This is a genomic window from Streptomyces hygroscopicus (assembly GCF_026168105.1).
Lineage (GTDB): Bacteria > Actinomycetota > Actinomycetes > Streptomycetales > Streptomycetaceae > Streptomyces > Streptomyces hygroscopicus_D.
In genome coordinates this window covers 1-22,510 of the sequence record NZ_LBMW01000041.1, presented here as the reverse complement: position 1 = coordinate 22,510, position 22,510 = coordinate 1, and the positions used below count along the sequence as shown (strand labels likewise).

Sequence of the window (22,510 nt, the reverse complement as noted above, 5' to 3'; positions counted from 1 at the left end):
GGGACTCACTACCGTTTGGCGCGACAGTGAACGCAGGCGTTCACTCATGCACTCGTGGGGGACCCATCGTGACAATCTCTCCATTGATCGAGGAACAGAAGCCGGGAGCGGCCCGCCGGGAGGCGCATCCCGGCATCGCACTCACCGTCATCGCGGCCTGCCAACTCATGGTGGTACTCGACGCGACGATTGTGAACATCGCCCTCCCGCACATTCAAGCCGCGCTCAAGTTCAGCACGACCGACCTGACGTGGGTGGTCAGCGCGTACACCCTCACCTTCGGCGGCCTGCTGCTTCTCGGCGGCCGGGCCGGTGACATCCTCGGCCGGCGCCGCGTCTTCATGACGGGCATCCTGCTGTTCACCTTCGCCTCGCTGCTCGGCGGGTTCGCCCAGGAGCCCTGGCAGTTGCTCGCCGCACGCGCCCTGCAGGGCATGGGTGGCGCGATCGCGTCGCCCACCTCGCTGGCGCTCATCACCACCACGTTCCCCGAAGGCCCGGAACGGAACCGGGCGTTCGCCGTGTTCGCCGCGGTCTCGGCCGGCGGCGGCGCGATAGGCCTGCTGGCCGGCGGCATGCTCACTGAGTGGCTCGACTGGCGCTGGGTCCTGTTCGTCAACGTGCCGATCGGCGTGGCGATCGCCGCGCTCGCCCCGAGGTACATCAACGAGTCCGAACGCCACCCCGGCCGCTTCGACATCGCGGGCGCGCTCACCTCGACCACCGGCATGGCCTCCCTGGTCTACGGCTTCATCCGGGCCTCGGAGAACGGCTGGCGGGACAGCGTGACGATCGGGTCCTTCGGTGCCGCGCTGGTGCTGCTGCTGGCGTTCGCCGTCATCGAGTCGCGGGCCCGGGAGCCGATCACCCCCCTGAGGATGTTCGCCGACCGCAACCGCTCGGGCACATACGTGATCATGCTGAGCCTGGCCGCGGCGATGTTCGGCATGTTCTTCTACATCGTGCTCTTCGTGCAGAACGTGCTGGGGTACACACCGATCTCGTCCGGTGTGGCCTTCCTCCCGGTGACGGTGGCGATCGTGATCGGCGCCGGCCTGTCGCAGCGGTTCCTGCCGGTGCTGGGGCCCAAGCCGTTCATGCTGGTCGGCGCGACGCTCGTGGCGAGCGGACTGGGCTGGCTGACCCTCATCAGCCCCGGCAGTTCGTACGTCGCGGGAGTGCTCGGCCCGATGCTGCTGTTCGGCTTCGGCATGGGTCTGAACTTCGTGACGCTGACGCTCACCGCCGTCTCGGGCGTCGCCCAGCACGAGGCGGGCGCGGCCTCGGGTCTGCTCAACGCCACGCAGCAGGTGGGCGGTTCGCTGGGCCTGTCCATCCTGACCACGGTCTTCGGCACGGCGAGCCGGGACGAGGCGCAGAAGCAGCTGCCGGAGTTCCTGGCGAACGGTACGGGCGAGCAGAGGGCGCAATTCGCCAGGACGCATCTGCTGCCGGCTCCCTGGGGGCACGAGGTGCTCGCGCACGGGATCTCGACGGCGTTCGTCCCGGCCGCCGCGATGGCAGCGCTTGCCCTGGTCACGGCCGCGGTGGTCATCCGGGTGCGCAAGAGCGATCTGGAGGCCCTGGCCGGCGCGGCGGGACCGGCCGGAGGCTGAGGGGCAGCGCTTCCGCCCCAGGGCCACGGGCCGAGGGCAGGAGCGTGCGGCGCCCGGGCCAGCGCCCGGCGACGACGGCCGGGGCGCCGATCCGGCCGTCCGCGGCATGACGCACGCATCCGCTGATCAGCTCTTGCCGAGCGCCCCGGCGAAAGGACGACTGGGAGTACCACTCCGGCGCGCCCCGCCCGTCGGCCTTCGCTCCGACCCGCTACGCCGACAACGGCGCCCAGTCCGGCAGCGGCTCGGTCCGGGCCAGCCACTCCTTGGGCGGTGCGCCCGTCTTGGCTGCGGCGACCACACCTCCGACGATGGCGCAGGTCGTATCCACATCCCCGCCCACCTGCGCAGTCGTCCAGAAGGCCTGCCCGTAGTCGCCGAGGGCGCGCGCGGCCGACCACAGCGCGAACGGCACCGTGTCGTGCGCCGTCGTACGCCGTCCGCAGCCGAGAACGGCCGCGACGGTCGTCGCGTCGCCGTAGTCGAGCATGTCCCGGGCGCGCCGCAGCCCCGCTCCGACGGCACTCTTCGGCACGAGCGCGACGACCCCGTCGAGCAGGGCCTCCGGCCTCGGCGGGCCCGCGGGATCGGCGACGAGAGCGGCCGCGGCGGCCACGGCCATCGCACCGACCACGGCCTCACGATGCTGGTGGGTGGGGTAGGCGGAGATCTCCGCCTGGTGGGTGGCCTGCTCGGGGTCGTCGGCGTACCAGGCGCCCAGGGGCGCGATCCGCATCGCGGCGCCGTTGCCCCAGGAACCCTGCCCGTTGAACAGCGCTGCGGCCAGCTCACGCCAGTCGCCGCCCTCCCGTACGAGCCTGAGGAGACGGTTCACTGCGGGGCCGTAGCCACGGTCGAAGTCGTGGTGCTCGGCGAAGGAGAGGGCCAGCGCGTCCTGGTCGATGCGGTGGTGTGCGGCCAGGACGGACACGACGGAGCAGGCCATCTCCGTGTCGTCCGTCCACTGCCAGGGGGCCGACGGCAGCTCGCGGCGCTTGAGCAGCGGATAGTTCGCGGGGACGAAGAACTGTGAGCCCAGGGCGTCCCCCACCGCCAGTCCGCGCAGGCTGGACAGGGCTCGTTCCAGGCGCCCATGAGGAGAGGAGTCAGCGGTCATCGCCCTGCCACTCTATCCGGTCACCCAGTAGGGCAGTGGGTCACGCCAGCGATCGAACGGACGATCGAGCGTGTACTTGCCGTCCTCTCCGAGCAGGAGCGAGCGCGTCTCGCCGTTCCCTGGGTTCGAGAGGCATTCGAACTCCGCGACCGTCCAGTGGAACCAGCGCATGCAGAACAGCCGCATGGCCAGGCCATGGGTCACCAGGAGCACGTTAGGCGGGTGGTCGGGCGCCTCGAAGCTGCGGAACAGGCTCTCCAGGAAGCCGCCCACCCGGTCGTACACATCGGCACCGGACTCGCCCTGGGCGAAGCGGTAGAAGAAGTGCCCGTACGCGTCCCGGTACGTCTTCTGGAGTCGCACGTCCTCGCGGTCCTGCCAGTTGCCCCAGTCCTGCTCGCGCAGCCGGGGCTCCTCGCGGACCCGGACCAGGTCGGGGTCCAGATGGAAGGCGCGGAGCGTCTCGTGGGTGCGGCGGTAGGGGGAGACGTACACGCTGACGCGCTCCCTGCCGAAGACCTCGCGAAGCCGCTTGCCCGTCTCCTCCGCCTGCCGCCATCCCCTCTCGGTGAGCGGCAGCGCGTGGTCGGGCTCGCGCGCGTACACGGAGTCATCGGCATTGCCCACCGACTCGCCGTGTCGGACAAGGACGATGCGCCGTGGTCGTGCCATGCCAAAACCCTAGATCGAGTGACGCCTGAACGGGCACTCGAGGCCCCTCATACGGCACAGGTCACACCGAGGGGACGCCCATCCGTTCCGTCCGGTTCTCGAATTCGCCAGGATTCTCGACGTCCGCGCCTCCGGCCGGGTTGGCCGCGAACCGGCCCGGCGTCCATCCGGATTTCAAACCCGCACCGCAGCGACCGCAGCCGCGGTGCGCGAGGCGACGTCACACCGTCCAGGTCGGAGCGACGTCACACCGTTCAGGTCGGAGCGACGTCACACCGTCCAGGTCGGCTCCAGCTCCACGATGTCACCCGTGAGCGCCGCGATGTCCGCCTCCGTCTGCGCCCGCAGCGCAAGGCGCTCCACGCGCTCCTCCCGGTACTTGCCGTGTTCCGCGGCCGACTTCCACATCGACAGGATCAGGAACTCATGCCCCGGCGCCTCACCGAACAGTCCGCGGATCATGCCGGGCGAGCCGGCCATGGCCGGGTTCCAGACCTTCTCCTGCATCAGCGCGAAGTGCTCGGCCCGCTCCTCGTGGATCCTGCAGTGCGCGACGCGCACCAGGTCGGCGTCCGTGAAACGGGGCTCGAAGCCGGTCTTCACGTCGAAGCGGTAGTCGAACAGCCTGACCTGCTGGTCCTTGAACGTGCCCGACTGCGACGCGGCCAGCCGGTCATGGGAGCGCGCCATGAACGAGTCGTAGAAGGCACGACTCTCCCAGAACGCGAAGATGTGCGCCGCACCGGGCCTCCCCCGGCTCCAGCCCCCGCCCTGTCCCCGGAAGCCCGGCTCCCCCAGAAGCCCCGCCCACTTTCGCTGCCCCCGTTCGAAACCGCGGCGGTCCACCACGGTGCAGCGAATCCACTTGACCAGCACCGCGCCATCGTAAGGCCACCATGCGTGGCGTCGGTCACGCTCGGGCGGAGTGCACCCGAGCGAGCGCCCCCGCGCAGGAGGCACAATGGACAACTGACCGTCAGTGCACGGAAGTTCACCGAACGGGTCAGGACAACGGGGAGGGAAGCGTGATGAGCGGGCTCAACAAGGGATTCCACAAGGTCGAGCTGGCGGTGAAGTGGGACCCGAGTCCCTCCGGACAGCCGCCCACGGACCTCGACATCGTTGCCGCGACCTATCTGGCGGCGGATCCGTACGGGGATCCCGCCTATGTCGTGTACTTCGACAACCGGTCCCCGGACGGCACGATCTACCTCAATCGCGACAGCCTGGACGGCAAGGGCTTCGGCTGGGACGAGATCATGACGCTGGAGCTGGACCGTCTCGACAGCCGGTACGCGCGCGTGGTGGCTGGAGTCGTCATCCAACAGCGCACCGGCCGCAGGACGTTCGTCGGCGTCCTGAATCCGGCGCTGCGCCTGCGTGAGGGCTACACCGTCCTCGCCGAGGACGAGTTCGGAGACGTCCTGGGCTCGACGGCGGCGACGGTGGCCGAGTTCGTACGCGACGCCTCCGGCGAGTGGACGTTCCGGCCCGGCATTCGCGGCTACGACACCGACCCGGAGGGCTTCGTCCGCGTCATGGGCCGCCGCCACGACTTCTGACCCCCGTCGGGCCCCCTCGACGCCGAAGGGCGGCGGGGCCGTCGGCTCCGCCGCCCTTCAGGGGGTCGGGTCAGCTGCAGCCGCTCGTCGAGCCGCAGCCCTCGCAGATGTAGCAGGAGCCCGCCCGCTGCATCTTGGTGCCACAGGAGAAGCACAGCGGGGCGTCGGCCTGGATGCCGAGCTGCATCTCCACCAGCTCGGCGCTGGTGTGCGCCTGCTTCGGGGCCGGCTGGGCCGTCGCGGCCTCGGCCTTCGGCGTGGCGACCGCCTTGAGCTCCTGGGCGCGAGGCGCCGACTGGGCCAGACCCTCGACGTCGACCTCTTCCTCGGTGGGCTCGTACGAGCCTGTCTCCAGGTGGCGCTGACGCTCCTCGGCCGAGTGGATGCCGAGCGCGGAGCGCGTCTCGAAGGGCAGGAAGTCCAGCGCCAGGCGGCGGAAGATGTAGTCGACGATCGACTGTGCCATCCGCACGTCCGGGTCGTCCGTCATACCGGCCGGCTCGAAGCGCATGTTCGTGAACTTCGAGACGTACGTCTCCAGCGGCACGCCGTACTGCAGGCCCACCGACACGGCGATGGAGAAGGCGTCCATCATGCCCGCGAGGGTCGAGCCCTGCTTGGACATCTTCAGGAAGACCTCGCCGAGACCGTCGTCCGGGTAGGAGTTGGCGGTCATGTATCCCTCGGCGCCGCCGACGGTGAAGGACGTGGTGATGCCGGGACGGCCCTTCGGAAGGCGCTTGCGGACCGGGCGGTACTCGACGACCTTCTCGACCCTGGGCTCGGCCGCGGTGACGGGCTGCTCCGGCTGCTTCTCCTCGGCCTCCTTCTTCTTCGCCGAGAGCGGCTGACCGACCTTGCAGTTGTCGCGGTAGATCGCGAGCGCCTTGATGCCCAGCTTCCAGGCCTCGAAGTAGATCTCCTCGACCTCCTCGACGGTCGCCGACTCCGGCATGTTGACCGTCTTGGAGATGGCACCGGAGATCCACGGCTGGATCGCGGCCATCATCCGGACGTGGCCCATCGGGGAGATGGCGCGCTCGCCCATGGCGCAGTCGAAGACCTCGTAGTGCTCGTGCCTGAGGCTCGGAGCGTCGATCACATTGCCGTGCTCGGCGATGTGGGCGACGATCGCCTCGATCTGCTCCTCCTGGTAGCCGAGGCGGCGCAGCGCCTGCGGCACGGTGCCGTTGACGATCTGCATCGAGCCGCCGCCGACCAGCTTCTTGAACTTGACCAGCGCCAGGTCCGGCTCGACACCGGTGGTGTCGCAGGACATCGCGAGGCCGATGGTGCCGGTCGGCGCGAGGACGGAAGCCTGGGAGTTGCGGAAGCCGTTCTTCTCGCCGAGACGGATGACGTCCTGCCAGGCTTCGGTGGCGGCGGCCCACACCGGGGTGTCCAGGTCGTCCATGCGGACGGCCTTGGCGTTGGCGTCGGCGTGCTGCTTCATGACGCGCAGGTGCGGCTGCTCGTTTCGGGCGTAGCCGTCGTACGGGCCGACGACCGAGGCGAGCTCGGCGGAGCGCTTGTACGCCGTGCCGGTCATCAGGGAGGTGATGGCGCCGGCCAGGGCGCGGCCGCCGTCGGAGTCGTACGCGTGGCCGGTCGCCATGAGGAGGGCGCCGAGGTTGGCGTAGCCGATGCCGAGCTGGCGGTAGGCGCGGGTGTTCTCGCCGATCTTCTGCGTCGGGAAGTCCGCGAAGCAGATCGAGATGTCCATCGCGGTGATGACCAGCTCGACGACCTTGGAGAAGCGCTCGACATCGAAGGACTGGTTGCCCTTGCCGTCGTCCTTCAGGAACTTCATCAGGTTCAGCGACGCGAGGTTGCAGGACGTGTTGTCCAGGTGCATGTACTCGCTGCACGGGTTGGAGCCGTTGATGCGGCCGGACTCCGGGCACGTGTGCCAGTGGTTGATCGTGTCGTCGTACTGGATGCCGGGGTCGGCGCAGGCCCAGGCGGCCTCGGCCATCTTGCGGAAGAGCCCCTTGGCGTCGACCTCCTCGATGACCTCGCCGGTCATGCGGGCACGCAGGCCGAAGTTCCCGCCGTTCTCGACGGCCTTCATGAAGGTGTCGTTGACGCGGACCGAGTTGTTGGCGTTCTGATACTGGACGGAGGTGATGTCCTCGCCGCCGAGATCCATGTCGAAGCCCGCGTCCCGCAGGGCGCGGATCTTCTCCTCCTCCTTGACCTTGGTCTCGATGAAGTCCTCGACGTCCGGGTGGTCGACATCCAGGATGACCATCTTGGCGGCACGGCGGGTGGCGCCGCCCGACTTGATCGTTCCTGCGGAGGCGTCGGCGCCACGCATGAAGGAGACGGGACCTGAGGCATTGCCGCCGGAGGAGAGCAGCTCCTTGGAGGAGCGGATACGGGAGAGGTTCAGGCCGGCGCCGGAGCCGCCCTTGAAGATCATGCCCTCTTCCTTGTACCAGTCGAGGATCGACTCCATGGAGTCGTCGACGGACAGGATGAAGCAGGCGGAGACCTGCTGGGGCTGCGGGGTGCCGACGTTGAACCAGACCGGGCTGTTGAAGCTGAAGATCTGGTGCAGGAGGGCGTACGCCAGTTCGTGCTCGAAGATCTCCGCGTCGGCGGGCGAGGCGAAGTACTTGTAGTCCTCACCGGCCTTCCGGTAGGTCTTCACGATGCGGTCGATCAGCTGCTTGAGGCTGACCTCGCGCTGGGGGGTGCCCACGGCACCACGGAAGTACTTGCTGGTGACGATGTTGACCGCGTTCACCGACCAGAACTCGGGGAACTCCACGCCGCGCTGCTCGAAGTTGACCGAGCCGTCGCGCCAGTTGGTCATGACGACGTCACGGCGCGCCCACTCGACCTCGTCGTACGGATGCACGCCGGGGGTGGTGTGGATGCGCTCGATGCGCAGGCCCTTGCTCGCCTTGGCGCCCTTCGCGCGGGAACCTCGTGCCGGACCGCTCGCCGTCTCTGTCATGCCGCCTCCCTGTACGGGCAAAAACGCCCTGAAGTGCCCATTTCTTCCCATGGCACGGTGTTGTCTGCTTGTCACGCGCGTCGTACGCGAGCGCGCGTGACGGGTCTGTGTGCGCCGCCGACGGGGCCGGTTCCGCCCGGCCCTCCCGTCAGTCGGCGGCGATGGCGGGCACGGGGACGTCGGCCGTCCCTCCGGACCCGCGATCGGTTCCCTGGCGCTCCGCGACGGTGTGGTCCTCGTCGTCCACGGCGGGGCGCTCCCGCTGCTGCTTCCTGAGTTCCGCGATGGCGGCCTCGAAGTCCTCCAGGGAGTCGAACGCCCGGTACACGGACGCGAACCGCAGAAAGGCGACGAGGTCGAGCTCCTGCAAGGGGCCGAGTATGGCCAGGCCCACGTCATGGGTGGTCAGCTCGGCGCTTCCGGTGGCCCGCACCGCCTCCTCGACCCGCTGGCCGAGCTGGGCGAGTGCGTCCTCGGTGACAGGCCGTCCCTGACATGCCTTGCGCACGCCGTTGATGACCTTGGTGCGGCTGAAGGGCTCGGTGACTCCGGACCGCTTGACCACCATCAGCGAGCAGGTCTCCACGGTCGTGAAACGACGGGAGCAGTCGGGGCACTGGCGGCGCCTGCGGATGGACGTGCCGTCGTCCGTCGTACGGCTGTCGACGACGCGACTGTCAGGGTGCCTGCAGAAGGGGCAGTGCATGGCTCCAACCCTCCTTTCAGCACGACTCATAGACCTCACGGGCCTCAGGGGCCCCGCGAAGCAGCCCCAAGCATAGGCGATCTCCTGAGCCGGAAGGACCGGGGGGACCACAACTTCTGGGCCGCTACTGCAATCCAACCACTACATGTAGCGATTCGACTCGTACTTTCAGAGACGACACGCAGGTGGCGAGCAGATTGGCACATGCCGCAGGGCCGTACCGAATCGGGTCATGCGCGGATACGGTGGACGCGGCAATGAAGAAGGAGGGTCGACACCCGGCCCGCGGGGCCCCGGATGGCAGACTGGGCGCCGGTTGCAGCGGCCCACAAGGCCATCGCCCCGGCGGTGAACAGTACAGCAATGAGCACTTTCGCCCGGGCGGAGCAACGTCGGCCATACACCCGGAAACCTGATCGCGTCAGGTAATTCGAAGTTTTTCACTCGAACGTGTGTTTGGCGCAACCTTTCGAAAGCAACTACCGTTGTGCTGCACGGGAGACCATCGAGAGGGGCCGACGTGACCACCACCGCAGACAGTGCCACCATCACTGCCCAGGACCGCTCCCAGGGCCGACTCGAGCCGGTGCATGCCATGAACGAAGCCACGAACCAGGAGGGACCCAAGAGGTCCCTGCCCGGCCGACCTCCAGGCATTCGGGCGGACAGCTCCGGGCTGACCGACCGGCAGCGCCGGGTGATCGAGGTCATCCGGGACTCCGTGCAGCGGCGCGGCTACCCGCCGTCGATGCGGGAGATCGGCCAGGCCGTGGGCCTCTCCAGCACCTCCTCGGTGGCACACCAGCTGATGGCGCTGGAGCGCAAGGGATTCCTGCGCCGGGATCCGCACCGCCCGCGCGCCTACGAGGTGCGCGGCTCCGACCAGTCGTCCACCGTGCAGCCCACCGACACCGCGGGCAAGCCGGCCGCGTCGTACGTCCCTCTCGTCGGCCGCATCGCCGCCGGTGGCCCCATCCTGGCGGAGGAGTCGGTCGAGGACGTCTTCCCGCTCCCCCGGCAGCTCGTCGGCGACGGTGAGCTCTTCGTGCTGAAGGTTGTCGGCGACTCCATGATCGAGGCCGCGATCTGCGACGGCGACTGGGTCACGGTCCGCCGCCAGCCCGTCGCCGAGAACGGCGACATCGTCGCTGCGATGCTCGACGGCGAGGCCACGGTCAAGCGCTTCAAGCGCGAGGACGGCCATGTCTGGCTGCTGCCGCACAACTCCGCGTACCAGCCGATCCCCGGCGACGAGGCCACGATCCTCGGCAAGGTGGTGGCGGTGCTGCGGCGGGTGTGACGCCACCGCGGCGGGCGGGCCTTGTGTGGCACTCGCCTCTGATCCGGGCCCCGGGACCCCTGCGCCGGTTCCGGGGCCCCATGCTGTCCGGGGTCGTACCGATCCCCGCCATTACGCTGTCCCGCGGCCGGGCCGCGGGACAGCGTAATGGCATGCACATAACGGGTCCGCGTCCGGGTCAGGCGTCCTGTGCCTTCGCCGCCGCGTCGATCGCGGCCAGCGACCTGCGTACCTGGTTACGGTCCGTCGTGTACCAGAAGTCCGGCAGTGACGCCTTCAGATAGCTGCCGTAGCGAGCCGTGGCGAGCCTCTGGTCCAGTACGGCGACCACACCCCGGTCCTCCGACGCCCGTACGAGGCGGCCGGCGCCCTGAGCCATCAGCAGCGCGGCGTGCGTCGCGGCCACCGCCATGAAGCCGTTGCCTCCGGCGTCCTCCACGGCCTTCTGCCGGGCACTCATCAGCGGGTCGTCGGGACGCGGGAAGGGAATCTTGTCCATGACGACCAGCTGACAGCTGGGGCCCGGGACGTCGACACCCTGCCAGAGGGAGAGCGTGCCGAAGAGGCAAGTCTTCGGGTCCGCGGCGAAGTTCTTGATCAGCTCACCGAGCGTCTCCTCGCCCTGGAGGAGGATCGGGAGCTCGGGGATGCGCGTGCGCAGCTCCTCGGCGGCGAGCTGGGCGGCCCGCATCGACGAGAACAGGCCCAGCGTGCGGCCGCCTGCGGACTGGATCAGCTCCGTCAGCTCGTCCAGCATGTCCGCGCGGTCACCGTCCCGCGCCGGGCGCGAGAGATGTTTGGCGACGTACAGGATCCCCTGCTTCGGATAGTCGAACGGCGAGCCGACGTCGACGCCCTTCCACTTCGGGAGATCGTCGCCCTCCGTGCCCTCGGGGGCGAGCCCCAGGGACGCACCGACGCCGTTGAAGTCGCCGCCGAGCTTCAACGTGGCGGAAGTGAGGACCACCGAGCGGTCCGCGAAGAGCTTCTCCCTCAGGAGCCCCGACACGGACATCGGGGCGACGCGCAGGGACGCACCGAAACGGTCGTGGCGCTCGTACCAGACGACGTCCCACTCGGAGCCGTTGGTGATCCGCTCCGCCACGTCGTGCACGGACTCCACGGAGGCCAGCGCCTGCTTGCGGACGGCGTCCTCGTCCTGGACCGACTTGTCCCGGGTGGTGCCGAGCGCGGAGATCACCGTCCGGGCGGCGTCACGCAGGGCCATGAGGGCGTAGCCCAGGTCCTCCGGGATCTCCTCCAGACGGCCGGGCAGGGCCAGCTCCATCAGCCGCTCGAAGCCCTCGGCGGCCGTCTGGAGCTGGTCGGCGGCCTTCTCGTTGACCAGCTTCGCGGCCCTGCGCACGGCACGGTTGACCTGGCCGGGGGTGAGCTCGCCGGTGGCGACACCGGTCACCCGGGACACCAGCTCATGGGCCTCGTCGACGATCAGCACCTCGTGCTGCGGGAGGACCGGGGCGCCCTCGATGGCGTCGATCGCCAGCAGCGCGTGGTTCGTGACGATGACCTCGGCAAGCTTGGCACGCTCGCGGGCCGTCTCGGCGAAGCACTCGGCGCCGTACGCGCACTTCGACGCGCCGAGGCACTCCCGGGACGACACCGACACCTGCGCCCAGGCACGGTCGGAGACGCCCGGGGTGAGGTCGTCACGGTCGCCGCTCTCCGTGTCCTGGGACCAGTCGCGCAGCCGCAGCAGGTCCTGGCCCAGCTTGCTGGTGGGCGCGGCCGCCTCGAACTGGTCGAAGAGTCCGTCCTCCTCGTCCTGCGGCACGCCCTCGTGCAGACGGTGCAGGCACAGGTAGTTCGACCTGCCCTTGAGCATGGCGAACTCGGGGCGGCGGCGCAGCTGCGGATGCAGTGCCTCGACCGTGCGCGGCAGGTCGCGCTCGACGAGCTGGCGTTGCAGCGCCAGGGTGGCGGTCGCCACGACCACGGGCTCCCCGTGCGCGAGCGCGGGCACCAGATAGCCCAGCGACTTTCCGGTGCCGGTGCCGGCCTGGACCAGCAGATGGGAGCCGTCGTCGATCGCCTCCGCGACGGCTTGGGCCATGGTCACCTGGCCGGGGCGCTCCGTGCCGCCGACAGCTGTGACGGCTGCGTGCAGGAGTTCGGGGAGTGAGGGCTTCGTCATAGCGCGACCACCCTACGACCCGTCACTGACAACGGGGGGACGAAGGGCGCGGCGCATGGAGCTCTCACGGGTGGTGCGGGGGTTCGCCATGGTTCCGTGCGCCGCGGTGGACGGGAATGCGGGCGGCCCGGGCACGCGGGCGGGACGCGCAAGCGAGACGGGAGACGGGCGGACGGCCTGTCAAGCGAGCGGATTCGGCAGAAGACCTGCTCGGCTCGGAACCGACACGGGGCAAGGCTCGTTACACAGAGTGATGACTCCGGAGCAGACGGCGCAGGGCCCGGTCTCGGACCATCAGGGCGGCCCGCTTGTGTGGCAGGTCGACCTCGGCTGAGAACCGGAAGCCGGCGCTCAGGAAAGCGGCGATGGAGGGGGTGTTGCGAAGGTCGGGTTCGGCGACGACGCGTGCGCAGGAAGGACGCCGGTCGAGGACCAGGTTGGCCACGGCGTGCAGCAGTGTGGTGCCCAGGCCGCGCCCGCGGTCGGCGACAGAGCCGATGAGGAGGTGGATTCCGGTGTCGTGGGGACGGGCGGGGTAGTGACGGGCCAGGGGGTCGAGGTCCGCGCGGTAGATCTCCCAGTAGCTCATGGGGGTTCCGTCGAGCACGCCGAGGCAGGGAACACTGCGTCCGTCACCGTCGAGCTGGGCGCGCAGGTGCCGCTCGGTCACCGAATCGTCTCCCGCCAGGCCCCAGAAGGCCGCCACGGCGGGGTCGTTCATCCAGCGGGTGAGGCGCGGCAGGTCGCGGCCGAGGCGGACGGGGAGGAGGTGCAGGGCGCCCGCGGGAGTGGTGATCGTGCCCCAGTCGGAGACGTGGTCGAGGAGGTCGTCGTCCCGGGGGACGGCAGGACGTGCGGCAGCGGTCGCCCCGGGTCCGGGACCGGCGACCTCGGTGGGGTCCGCCGCACCCTGGCCGCCCTCCTCGTCCACACACTGCACCAGGAACTCGTCGGGCAGCCGGAGATCGAGGGTGTCCTCGCAGTCGGGGCCGGAGCCGCGGCTGGGTGCGGCACAGGACCCGGGGCCCGTGTCGGGGGCGGGGCCCGCGGGGGCGAAGGCGGCGCCGGCGTCGGTGCTCGCATCGGTGGGAGGCACGGCGACGCTCCTCTCTGGGAAGATCGGGACGGGGCATGTTCCTCAGGCGTGAAGGGGGTGAAGGGAGTCGAGGGGGTTGGCGATGGTCACGTAGACCGACTGGCCGTCCACCGGGCCGACAAGCTCGTCGAGGCCGTGCAGCCGGGTCAGCAGATTGGCCTTGCAGCGCAGGACGGGTGAGTCGAGCAGCTGGGCGGGCAGGGGGGTGCGCATCCGGTCCGGGCCTGTGGCGACGCCGCTGAGGAAGTGGCGGAAGGCGGCGAGCAACAACTGTTCGTCGGCGAGGCGTTGGGAGCCGAACGCGCCGATGAGGCCGAACACGTTGTTGATGCCCAGGTAGTACGCGAAGCGCTCGTCGGCCACCTCGTCGGGGACGAACGTGTCGCTGTACTCGCCGATTCCGGGCAGCCGTGCGTCGAGTTCGGCGCGGCGGGACTCGCGGAAGTAGTAGCCCTGGTTGTCACGGTAGCGGCCGCCCGTGGGCCAGCCGGCGGCATCCAGCACAACCACGGTGTTCTGCTGGTGTGCCTCCAGGGCGACCCCGGCCTCGCTGTCCAGCCAGAGCACGGGGCGCACCACCTGTTCGAGGTAGCGCAGGAACCATTCGGTGGTCACGGCTGCGCACGTGCGCCCGGTTCGGACGGCGAGGCGGGTGACGATGTCGGCGAGCCGGGAGCGCAGCGCCGGGACCTGCTGCCCGGCGGCCATGGGCCGGGGTCCGAGGGAGACGAGGCCGGCGACGCAGGAGGCGTCGACGGCGGGGGTGAACGGGTTGTGGCGGATCATCACGTCCAGCCCGGCCAGGGGGGCGCCGTCCTGGTTGTCGACGGCGAGCCAGGCCGGGTCGCGGACGACGTCGAAGCGGGGATGCGCGGACCGCCACTGCTTGCCGAGGCCGCCGCACAGCAGGCGGTGCACTTCGACGCCCCGGTGGAGCTCCTTGCGGAGGTTCTCCCGGCGGGAGTTGGTGATGCGCAGACCGAGCGACAGTTTGAGCATCGCCGGGGCGCCCGAGCGGTGGACGGTGCGGACGGAGGAGGTGGGGTGCCAGGGCTCGCCGTGCGGTCCGAGGACCCGAAGGAGTCCGGCGTCGAGCAGCGCCGCGGCCTCGGGGCGGTGCGGGATCTCGCGTGCCTGCCAGGGGTGCATCGGCAGCGCGGTGAAGCCGTCGGGCAGGGGGAGGCCGGAGCCGGCGAGCCGCTCGGTCAGCCTGCCGGCGGGCAGGGGCGTGCCGCGTTCCGTCCACGCCGAGTCGGCCGCGAGTACCGAGGGGGCGACCGCCAGCCAGTGCAGGGGGAAGGAGCCGCGCAGCTCGGGCGAGTAGAGCCGGGCCTCGGCGTCGGAGAGGCCCTCGCGGCTCTTGGCCGTGGGGTGCATCGGGTGCCCGAGCAGCAGCGCCTGCTCGGCGGAGAGGAAGAGGTCACTCCCGCCCGCGGGGTGCTCGCGGCGCTCGGCGATGAAGGTCGCGGTACGGCGCACGGAGTCGGCGACACTCCCCACCAGCTCGACGACGTGGCCCGGTACGGAGTTGGGCGGGGAGCCCGATGAAAGGACCGGTGCGGGGGCGGGCAGCGGGCCCGGCGGCATGAGGGAGCCGGTGTCGGGCACCGAGTCCGAACCCGGCGCGGACCCCGTTGCCGAGTGGGCTACCAGGGGCTCTCGGGACAGCAGGGCCGCCACCGTCACCGCGTCCGCCTGCCGGGCCGACTGCGGGGCGTCGGCCAGACAGGGCCAGCCGAAACGGTGCCAGCCCGTCGGGGACCAGTAGTGGACCGGAACGAGGAGGGTCGTGCCGCTGGCGGGGAGTGGGATGCGCAGAGTGCCGTCGACGGGAGCTGCCAGACCGTGCTCACGGACCCAGCACCGCAGCAGGTTCTCCACGGTCGCGGCCTGGGCCGCCGTGCACGGGTCAGGGTGGTCCAGCAGGTCGGCGGCGGGGTGGCACTGCTCTTCGACCTCCGGTGACGCCGCCTTCTGCCGGGGTACCGCGTCGGCTCCCTGCGTGCGAGCAGCGGCCTGAACGGGGCCGAACTCTCGCTCGGGGGTGTGGGGGGCGCCATCGGGGGTGGGGGTGGCGTTCAAGGGCGTTCCTCTTGGGTCGTTCCGGCTCGCGCGGGCGACGGGCCGTGCGGTACAGGTGTGCGGGGGCCTTGGGCCTTCCTGGTGGGATGCGGATGACTTCCTGGTGGGATGCGGGGACAGTCCGGGGCGGGTGAGGGAACCGCGATGCCGACCGACGAACGTGGTGCGCGGCCGACGTCTGCGGGGCCGGTCCGACGACCGATGCGGTCCGGCGAAGGCGGAGTGCGATCAGGAGCTCAGGAACGGGGCGCGCTCAGCGTTCGACGGGGCCCCGGGCCACCGCCGCCACCGCGTCCGCGAGCCGGTCCAGGACCGCGCTCGCCTGCTCGTCGCTGATCGTCAGCGGCGGCAGCAACCGGACCACGCTCGCCTGCCGCCCGCCGAGCTCCACGATCAGGCCACGCCGCAGGCACTCCCGCTGGACGGCGGCGGCCAGCGCGGGCGCCGCTTGACGGGGTCCGACGCCGCCGACCGGAGCGGCCTCGGGGTCCGCCAGCTCGATGCCGATCATCAGCCCCCGTCCGCGCACGTCCCCGATGCACGGGAACTCTGCGGCAAGGCGGCGGAGTTGGGCCAGCATTCGGCCGCCGAGCACGGCGGCGCGGTCGGCCAGACCGTTCTCACGGACGTATGCGAGGGTCGCCGTGCCGGCGGCCATGGCGAGCTGGTTGCCGCGGAACGTGCCCGCGTGGGCGCCGGGCTGCCAGACGTCGAGGTCGTCGCGGTAGACCACGACGGCGAGCGGCAGGCTCCCGCCGATCGCCTTGGAGAGAACCATCACGTCCGGGACCACACCGCTGTGCTCGACCGCCCAGAAACGTCCGGTGCGCCCCACGCCCGTCTGCACCTCGTCCGCGATCAGCGGGATCGACCGGTCCTGCGTGATCTGCCGCATGCGGCGCATCCACGCGTCCGGCGCCGGGTTCACCCCGCCCTCGCCCTGCACCGGTTCGAGGATCATCCCGGCGGGCAGCGGCACGCCCGACTTGGCGTCGTCGAGCACGGACTCGGTCCAGCGGGCGGCGAGTTCGGCGCCGCGCTCGCCGCCGACGCCGAACGGGCAGCGGTAGTCGTGCGGATACGGCAGCCTCGTCACCCGGACCTCCGTCGCACCCCCGGACGCCTCCAGCGCTCCCGCGGTCATCCCGTGGTAGGCGCCGGTGAAGGCCAGGATCCCGCTCCGGCCGGTCGCCACACGCACCAGCTTGAGCGCGGCCTCGACCGCGTCCGTCCCGGCCGGACCGCAGAACTGGACGCGCGCGTGATCGGCGAAGCCGGGCGGCAGGGTGCGGAAGAGCTCTGTGGTGAAGGCGTCCTTGACGGGTGTGGCCAGGTCCAGGACGGTCAGCGGGGCACCCGAGTCGAGGACCTTCCGGATCGCCTCCAGGACCACCGGGTGGTTGTGGCCCAGGGCAAGCGTGCCCGCGCCGGAGAGGCAGTCGAGGTAGCGGCTCCCGTCGGCGCCCTCGATGGTGAGCCCGCGTGCCCTCACGGGCACGATCGGCAGGGCTCGCGCATAGGTGCGCGCGGCGGACTCGCGTGCCGACTGCCGCCGGAGAATGCCCTCGTGCGCTGCGCGCGCCGCCTCGCTTCCGGTAGCCCTCTCACGCGCCGGGCGCCCCCTCTTTGCTGCAGAGCGCCCCTCCGGCTCGCCCTCCACCGGCACCACCGCGGTCTCCGTCACGGTCACGACGTCAGTTCCTCCCAACTGTCCAGAGGGGCAGGGGTGAAGCCTTGAGTACGAACGCAGGTCCCCCCGTACGTATCAACGACGTGAACGGCGTGTGGAAGCGGGTCGGCGGAAGATCCTTCCGGGGAGAGGAGGCACCGGTGATCACCGCCGTGACGGAACCGTTGCCGTTCCGCGGGAAGTCCCCCACAGCGACCGCATAGTGTGTGGTGCCGTTCGGCGGAAGCAATGATCGTTCACGACCCACCGCCGTGCACGGCGGTACACCGTCCTCGTCACACAAGTTCGCCCCAGGGGGAGTTCACACCATGCGACCCATACGCCCGCCCTTCGCCGCCCGTCGAGAAGGGAGCGCGCGCCGTGGAACCTCCTCCGTGCTGGCGGCGGTCGGCCTCGCCACCGCGCTGGCACTGACCGCCACCGCGTGCGACTCGAGCGGCAAGACCACGGCGAGCGGCGATGCGAGCGCGTCGGCGTCCGCGTCCTCCACGGGCGACGGCAAGATCAAGATCCCGGACAACATCCGGCAGAAGCTCAAGGAGCACGGGATCGACATCGACAAGTGGAAGAACGGCGCCTGGAAGAACTGGAACAGGGACCAGTGGCTGCGCGAGGCCGACGAGTTCATCAACCCGGTCATCAAGGATCTTTGGAACCCGGACCGGATGCGCAAGGCCAACGACCCCGACAAGGGAGTCAGCGACAACGACCTCTCGGGCGACCAGGGGGTCACTGACCCGACCCCGGCACCGGTGAGGGCGCAGGCGGTGCGGGCGGCGTACCACGACAATGCGCCCACGGCCGGCAAGGTGTTCTTCGACTCCCCCGAGGGCACGATGGTCTGCTCGGCGACCGTGGTCGAGGACCCGGCCCACCCCGGCAAGTCCAACCTCGTGTGGACCGCGGGCCACTGCGTGCACGCCGGCAAGGAGGGCGGCTGGTACCGCAACATCGCGTTCGTACCGGCGTACAACAACTCCGGCAGGACCGCAGCCCAGTTGCAGAACGCGACCCGGCAGGAGGTCGCCCCGTACGGTGTCTGGTGGGGCGACTGGGCACGGACCTCGCAGCAGTGGATCGAGGAGGGCGGCCGGACGGGCGGCCATGGCGCCTCGTACGACTTCGCCGTCATCCATGTGACGCCGGAGAAGGGCAATGGCGGCAAGTCCCTGGAGGAGACGGTCGGTTCGGCGCTTCCGGTGAACTTCAACGCGCCCGCCGTGCCGAAGGTCGACAGCATCACGGCGACCGGCTACCCGGCCGCGGCCCCGTTCGACGGCCAGAAGCTGTACCAGTGCCAGGACAGGCCGGGCCGGCTCTCGATCTTGCGGACCGACCCGACGATGTACCGCATCGGCTGCACCATGACGGGCGGTTCGTCCGGCGGCGGCTGGGTGGAGACGGGCCCGGACGGCAAGCCCGCGCTGGTCTCCAACACCTCGATCGGCCCGGTGTCGTCGGGCTGGCTGGCCGGACCCCGGCTGGGCGCGGTGGCCAGGTCCGTCTACGAGTCGGTCAGCAGGAAATTCGCCAACCAGTGACACACGGCGTCCGGCGGGCGTCGGATGCAGGGCGCCTGAGGACGTGGGGCACATCAGCGAGCGTTTACCGAGCCGGGCGGCTGTATCAGAACATGAGCCGTGAGTACGGCGGTCGGTGACCCGTGAACACGCGAAGGCCCGCTCCCTGGCAGGGAGCGGGCCTTTCCGCTGTGGGGCGGATGCGGGTCAGAGCGCGGGGGCGGGAACGTAGGGCGCCAGCTCTGCGGCCAGTTCCTCGTGCACCCGTGCCTTGAGCAGGGTGCCCTCCGGGGTGTGCTCCTCGGAGATCACCTCGCCCTCGGAGTGGGTGCGGGCCACCAGACGGCCGTGTGTGTAGGGCACGAGCGCCTCGATCTCGACCGACGGCCTGGGCAGGTCGTTGTCGATGAGGGCGAGCAGCTCCCGGATGCCCTTGCCGGTGCGGGCCGAGACCGCGATCGAGCGCTTCTCGATCCGCAGCATGCGCTGGAGCACCAGCGGGTCGGCCGCGTCCGCCTTGTTGATCACGACGATCTCGGGCACGTCGGTGGCGCCGACGTCCCTGATCACTTCGCGCACGGCGGCCAGCTGCTCTTCCGGGTTCGGGTGCGAGCCGTCCACCACGTGCAGGATCAGGTCGGAGTCGCCGACCTCCTCCATGGTGGAGCGGAACGCCTCGACCAGGTGGTGCGGCAGGTGCCGTACGAAGCCGACGGTGTCCGCCAGCGTGTAGAGCCGGCCGCTCGGGGTCTCCGCCCGGCGCACGGTCGGATCCAGGGTCGCGAACAGCGCGTTCTCGACCAGGACGCCTGCGCCCGTGAGGCGGTTGAGCAGGGAGGACTTGCCGGCGTTGGTGTAGCCCGCGATGGCGACCGACGGCACCTTGTGGCGCCTGCGCTCCTGGCGCTTGATCTCACGGCCGGTCTTCATCTCCGCGATCTCCCGGCGCATCTTCGCCATCTTCTCGCGGATCCGGCGCCGGTCCGTCTCGATCTTGGTCTCACCGGGACCACGGGTCGCCAGGCCGCCGCTGCCGCCGCCCATCTGCCGGGACAGCGACTGACCCCAGCCGCGCAGTCGCGGCAGCATGTACTGCATCTGCGCGAGCGCGACCTGCGCCTTGCCCTCGCGGGACTTGGCGTGCTGCGCGAAGATGTCCAGGATCAGGGCCGTACGGTCGATGACCTTGACCTTGACGACGTCCTCGAGATGGATGAGCTGGCCGGGGCTGAGCTCACCGTCGCAGATGACGGTGTCGGCGCCCGTTTCGAGAACGATGTCCCGCAGCTCCTCCGCCTTGCCGGAACCGATGTAGGTGGCCGCGTCGGGCTTGTCGCGGCGCTGGATCACGCCGTCCAGCACGAGCGCGCCCGCGGTCTCCGCGAGGGCCGCCAGCTCGGCGAGGGAGTTCTCCGCGTCCTGCACGGTTCCCGAGGTCCATACCCCGACGAGCACGACGCGCTCCAGGCGCAGCTGCCGGTACTCGACCTCGGTGACGTCCTCGAGCTCGGTGGACAGACCTGCGACGCGGCGAAGGGCCGCCCGCTCGGAGCGGTCGAACTGGTCGCCGTCCCGCTCTCCGTCGATCTCATGGCTCCAGGCGACGTCCTCTTCCATCAGGGCATCGGCCCGAAGACCCTCGGGGTAGGCATGCGCAAGACGCTTGGTGTCCTGGGAAGGGGAAGAAGAGGAGGTCATTGGATCCTTACGTCTCTGGGGATTCGGTCGCGGCGAGGGAGTGCGGGCCGTCCCCGGTCACACCGCTCGCTCGAGGTCTCAACGCTTGGGTACCCCGGAACATTCCCGGTCACCCGCCCTGGGGCCACGCCGCCGACCTGACGATGGTTGCACGGCACGGCCCGTCTCGTCACCCGACTTACCGTGCCATGGCGGGTCAACGCGCCGTGGCGGGTGTCTGCGCGGGCCGGCTCCTCCAGTCCGGGTGCCCCGGCATCGCCGGGGTCTTCTCGCCGTACAGCCAGGCCTGGAAGAACGTGCTCAGATCACGTCCCGCGATGGCGGACGTCAGGCGCTCGAAGTCGGCGGTGGTCGCCGTGCCGTCCCGGTGCACGGCGACCCAGGCCCGCTCCAGGCGCTCGAAGGCGGAATTCCCGATCTCCTGGCGCAGCGCGTACAGCACCAGCGCGGCGCCGTCGTAGACGTTCGGCCGGAAGATGCTGATCTTCTGACCGGGCTTGGGGCCCCTGGGCGCGGCGGGCGGGCCGCCGGCGGCGCGCCAGCGGTCGGAGAGGGCGTACGCCGTCTTCATGCGCGCCTGCAGGGGCCGGTGCGCTGTCTCCTCCGCGTACAGGGTCTCGTACCAGGTGGCATGGCCCTCGTTCAGCCAGAGGTCGGACCAGGTGCGCGGGCTGACGCTGTCGCCGAACCACTGGTGGGACAGCTCGTGCACCGCGATCGACTCGACGTACCACTTGGGCAGCGCGGGCTCGGTGAACAGCTCCTTCTCGAAGAGGGAGAGAGTCTGTGTCTCGAGTTCGAAGCCGGTCTGTGCCCGAGCGATCAGCACCCCGTAGGTCTCGAAGGGGTACGGCCCGACCTTCTTCTCCATCCACGCGATCTGGTCCGCGGTCTTCGCGAGCCACGGCTCGAGGGCCGCCTGGTCCGCGGCGGGGACGACGTCACGGATGGGCAGGCCGTGCGGTCCCCGGCGGTGCAGTACGGCGCTGCGGCCGATGGAGACCTGGGCCAGTTCGGTGGCCATGGGGTGCCGGGTGCGGTAGGTCCAGGTGGTCTCCCGGGCCGTCCGCTCGATGCCCGCAGGCACGCCGTTCGCCACGGCCGTGTACCCGTCCGGCGCGGTCACGTGGAAGGTGAACATCGCCTTGTCGGAAGGGTGGTCGTTGCACGGGAAGACCAGATGGGCGGCGTTGGCCTGGTTGGCCATCACGAGCCCGTCGTCGGTCCGCACCCAGCCGCCGTCCCGGCCCTTCGCGGAGACGGGGTCGCTGGTGTGCCGCACGGTGATCCGCAGCGTGCTGCCCTTGGGGAGCGGGGTGTCCGGTGTGATCACCAGGTCCTCCCCCGCGCTGGTGAAGGCCGCGGGGGCGCCGTTGACGTCGACGGACTGCACCGTGCCGTGCGCGAAGTCGAGGTTGACGCGCTCCAGGGGCTCGGTGACGTGTGCGCGGATGGTGGTGACGGCGGTGAGCGGCTTGCTGTTGCTGCCTGGATAGGCGAAGGAGAGGTCGTACGACCGGACGTCGTATCCCGGGTTGCCGAGGGTCGGGAAGAGCGGGTCGCCGATGCCGAGGGGCTCGGCCGGTGAGGGGGCGCTCGCGGCGATCAGGCACACGGAGACGGCCGCGAGCAGACCGGCTCTGGTGCGGCGGGCACGGGGGATCACGGAACGGAGGCTGTGCGGCATGGACCACGGCTACCAGCGCGCACGGTGCGCACGGTGACGACGCGCGCCAGGGCCCACCCGAACGGATTCAGCCGTGGCCACGGCCCGCCGGGCCGCCGGAGGGGGCGCGTTCCGCGACGCTAGTGGGCGACGGCTGCGGGGTGCTGCGCCCGGCTCACGTCGTACACGCCGGGGACGTTCCGCATGGCCCGCATCAGGGCCGGCAGGTGCGCCGCGTCCGGGAGCTGGAGCGTGTACGTGTGGCGTACGCGCTGCTGGCTGGGCGGTTCGACGGTGGCGGAGACGATCGCCACCCCTTCGAGGGCGATGGCTTCGGTCAGGTCCGCGAGGAGGTGCGGGCGCCCGAAGGACTCGGCGACGAGCGTGACCCGGCACTCGGTGCTGTCACCCCAGCGCACGCCGACCTCCGCGCGCCCGGCGCTCTTCATGCGCACCACTCCGGCGCACTCGACGCGGTGCACGGTCACCACGCCGCCACGCACGGCGAAGCCGGTGATCTCGTCGGGCGGCACGGGCGTACAACAGCCCGCGAGGCGCACGGAGGCGCCGGGCAGATCGGCGACGGCGATGGCGGCACGGGCGCCGGGCGCGTCGGTGGTGGGGCGGGCGGGCAGCGCGGGCGGGCGGGCGTCGGCCCCGAGCGCCGGGGG

The 22,510-nt window shown here is 70.6% G+C and carries 16 protein-coding genes; 4 read left to right on the top strand and 12 right to left on the bottom strand.

Annotation, left to right across the window (positions count from 1 at the left end; translation table 11 throughout):
* Positions 1 to 68: 68 nt before the first annotated feature.
* Positions 69 to 1,616 carry an MFS transporter gene (locus AAW14_RS30100; protein ID WP_265567423.1) on the top strand — a complete coding sequence of 516 codons (1,548 nt, stop codon included), beginning with the start codon at positions 69 to 71 and terminating at the stop codon, positions 1,614 to 1,616.
* Between the two features lie 211 nt (positions 1,617 to 1,827).
* Here AAW14_RS30100 and AAW14_RS30095 read toward each other — a convergent pair whose 3' ends face one another.
* The 3 genes from AAW14_RS30095 to AAW14_RS30085 all read right to left on the bottom strand — a co-directional run bounded on the left by AAW14_RS30095 (position 1,828) and on the right by AAW14_RS30085 (position 4,281).
* Complete coding sequence (locus tag AAW14_RS30095; protein WP_265567422.1) at positions 1,828 to 2,733, bottom strand: ADP-ribosylglycohydrolase family protein; 906 nt, start codon at positions 2,731 to 2,733, stop codon at positions 1,828 to 1,830.
* A gap of 12 nt (positions 2,734 to 2,745) precedes the next feature.
* Positions 2,746 to 3,405 (bottom strand): histidine phosphatase family protein, encoded by a 660-nt coding sequence (locus AAW14_RS30090; RefSeq protein WP_265567420.1) that lies wholly within the window; start codon positions 3,403 to 3,405, stop codon positions 2,746 to 2,748.
* A 270-nt stretch (positions 3,406 to 3,675) separates the two neighbouring features.
* A complete protein-coding gene (locus AAW14_RS30085) occupies positions 3,676 to 4,281 on the bottom strand; it encodes a YdbC family protein (RefSeq protein ID WP_265567418.1) in 606 nt (201 codons plus the stop codon).
* A gap of 152 nt (positions 4,282 to 4,433) precedes the next feature.
* Between AAW14_RS30085 and AAW14_RS30080 the strand changes: the two genes are divergently transcribed.
* Positions 4,434 to 4,967, top strand: coding sequence for a TerD family protein (locus tag AAW14_RS30080; RefSeq protein WP_265567416.1), 534 nt, complete (start codon positions 4,434 to 4,436; stop codon positions 4,965 to 4,967).
* A 70-nt stretch (positions 4,968 to 5,037) separates the two neighbouring features.
* Here the strand turns inward: AAW14_RS30080 and AAW14_RS30075 are convergent, their stop codons facing one another.
* Positions 5,038 to 7,929 (bottom strand): vitamin B12-dependent ribonucleotide reductase, encoded by a 2,892-nt coding sequence (locus tag AAW14_RS30075; protein WP_265567413.1) that lies wholly within the window; start codon positions 7,927 to 7,929, stop codon positions 5,038 to 5,040.
* A 148-nt stretch (positions 7,930 to 8,077) separates the two neighbouring features.
* Complete coding sequence (nrdR, locus tag AAW14_RS30070; protein WP_265567411.1) at positions 8,078 to 8,635, bottom strand: transcriptional regulator NrdR; 558 nt, start codon at positions 8,633 to 8,635, stop codon at positions 8,078 to 8,080.
* Between the two features lie 520 nt (positions 8,636 to 9,155).
* Between nrdR and lexA the strand changes: the two genes are divergently transcribed.
* Entirely contained in the window at positions 9,156 to 9,935 is a 780-nt protein-coding gene (lexA, locus tag AAW14_RS30065; RefSeq protein WP_265567410.1) for a transcriptional repressor LexA, read from the top strand.
* A 178-nt stretch (positions 9,936 to 10,113) separates the two neighbouring features.
* Here lexA and AAW14_RS30060 read toward each other — a convergent pair whose 3' ends face one another.
* The 4 genes from AAW14_RS30060 to AAW14_RS30045 form a co-directional block, all read right to left on the bottom strand.
* Positions 10,114 to 12,087 carry an ATP-dependent DNA helicase gene (locus AAW14_RS30060; RefSeq protein ID WP_265567408.1) on the bottom strand — a complete coding sequence of 658 codons (1,974 nt, stop codon included), beginning with the start codon at positions 12,085 to 12,087 and terminating at the stop codon, positions 10,114 to 10,116.
* Between the two features lie 241 nt (positions 12,088 to 12,328).
* Complete coding sequence (locus AAW14_RS30055; RefSeq protein WP_265567406.1) at positions 12,329 to 13,183, bottom strand: GNAT family N-acetyltransferase; 855 nt, start codon at positions 13,181 to 13,183, stop codon at positions 12,329 to 12,331.
* A 42-nt stretch (positions 13,184 to 13,225) separates the two neighbouring features.
* Positions 13,226 to 15,265 carry an IucA/IucC family protein gene (locus tag AAW14_RS30050; protein ID WP_265567404.1) on the bottom strand — a complete coding sequence of 680 codons (2,040 nt, stop codon included), beginning with the start codon at positions 15,263 to 15,265 and terminating at the stop codon, positions 13,226 to 13,228.
* A gap of 253 nt (positions 15,266 to 15,518) precedes the next feature.
* A complete protein-coding gene (locus tag AAW14_RS30045; protein WP_416223398.1) occupies positions 15,519 to 16,826 on the bottom strand; it encodes a diaminobutyrate--2-oxoglutarate transaminase family protein in 1,308 nt (435 codons plus the stop codon).
* A gap of 437 nt (positions 16,827 to 17,263) precedes the next feature.
* Between AAW14_RS30045 and AAW14_RS30040 the strand changes: the two genes are divergently transcribed.
* Entirely contained in the window at positions 17,264 to 18,496 is a 1,233-nt protein-coding gene (locus AAW14_RS30040; protein ID WP_265567400.1) for a trypsin-like serine peptidase, read from the top strand.
* A gap of 186 nt (positions 18,497 to 18,682) precedes the next feature.
* Here AAW14_RS30040 and hflX read toward each other — a convergent pair whose 3' ends face one another.
* The 3 genes from hflX to AAW14_RS30025 form a co-directional block, all read right to left on the bottom strand.
* The gene (gene hflX, locus AAW14_RS30035; protein ID WP_265567399.1) at positions 18,683 to 20,173 is read right to left on the bottom strand and encodes a GTPase HflX; all 1,491 of its coding nucleotides are present in this window, start codon (positions 20,171 to 20,173) and stop codon (positions 18,683 to 18,685) included.
* 196 nt (positions 20,174 to 20,369) lie between these two features.
* Entirely contained in the window at positions 20,370 to 21,860 is a 1,491-nt protein-coding gene (locus AAW14_RS30030; RefSeq protein ID WP_265567397.1) for a M1 family metallopeptidase, read from the bottom strand.
* Between the two features lie 119 nt (positions 21,861 to 21,979).
* The coding region (locus AAW14_RS30025; RefSeq protein ID WP_322741137.1) for an ACT domain-containing protein at positions 21,980 to 22,510 on the bottom strand (531 nt) is incomplete at its 5' end.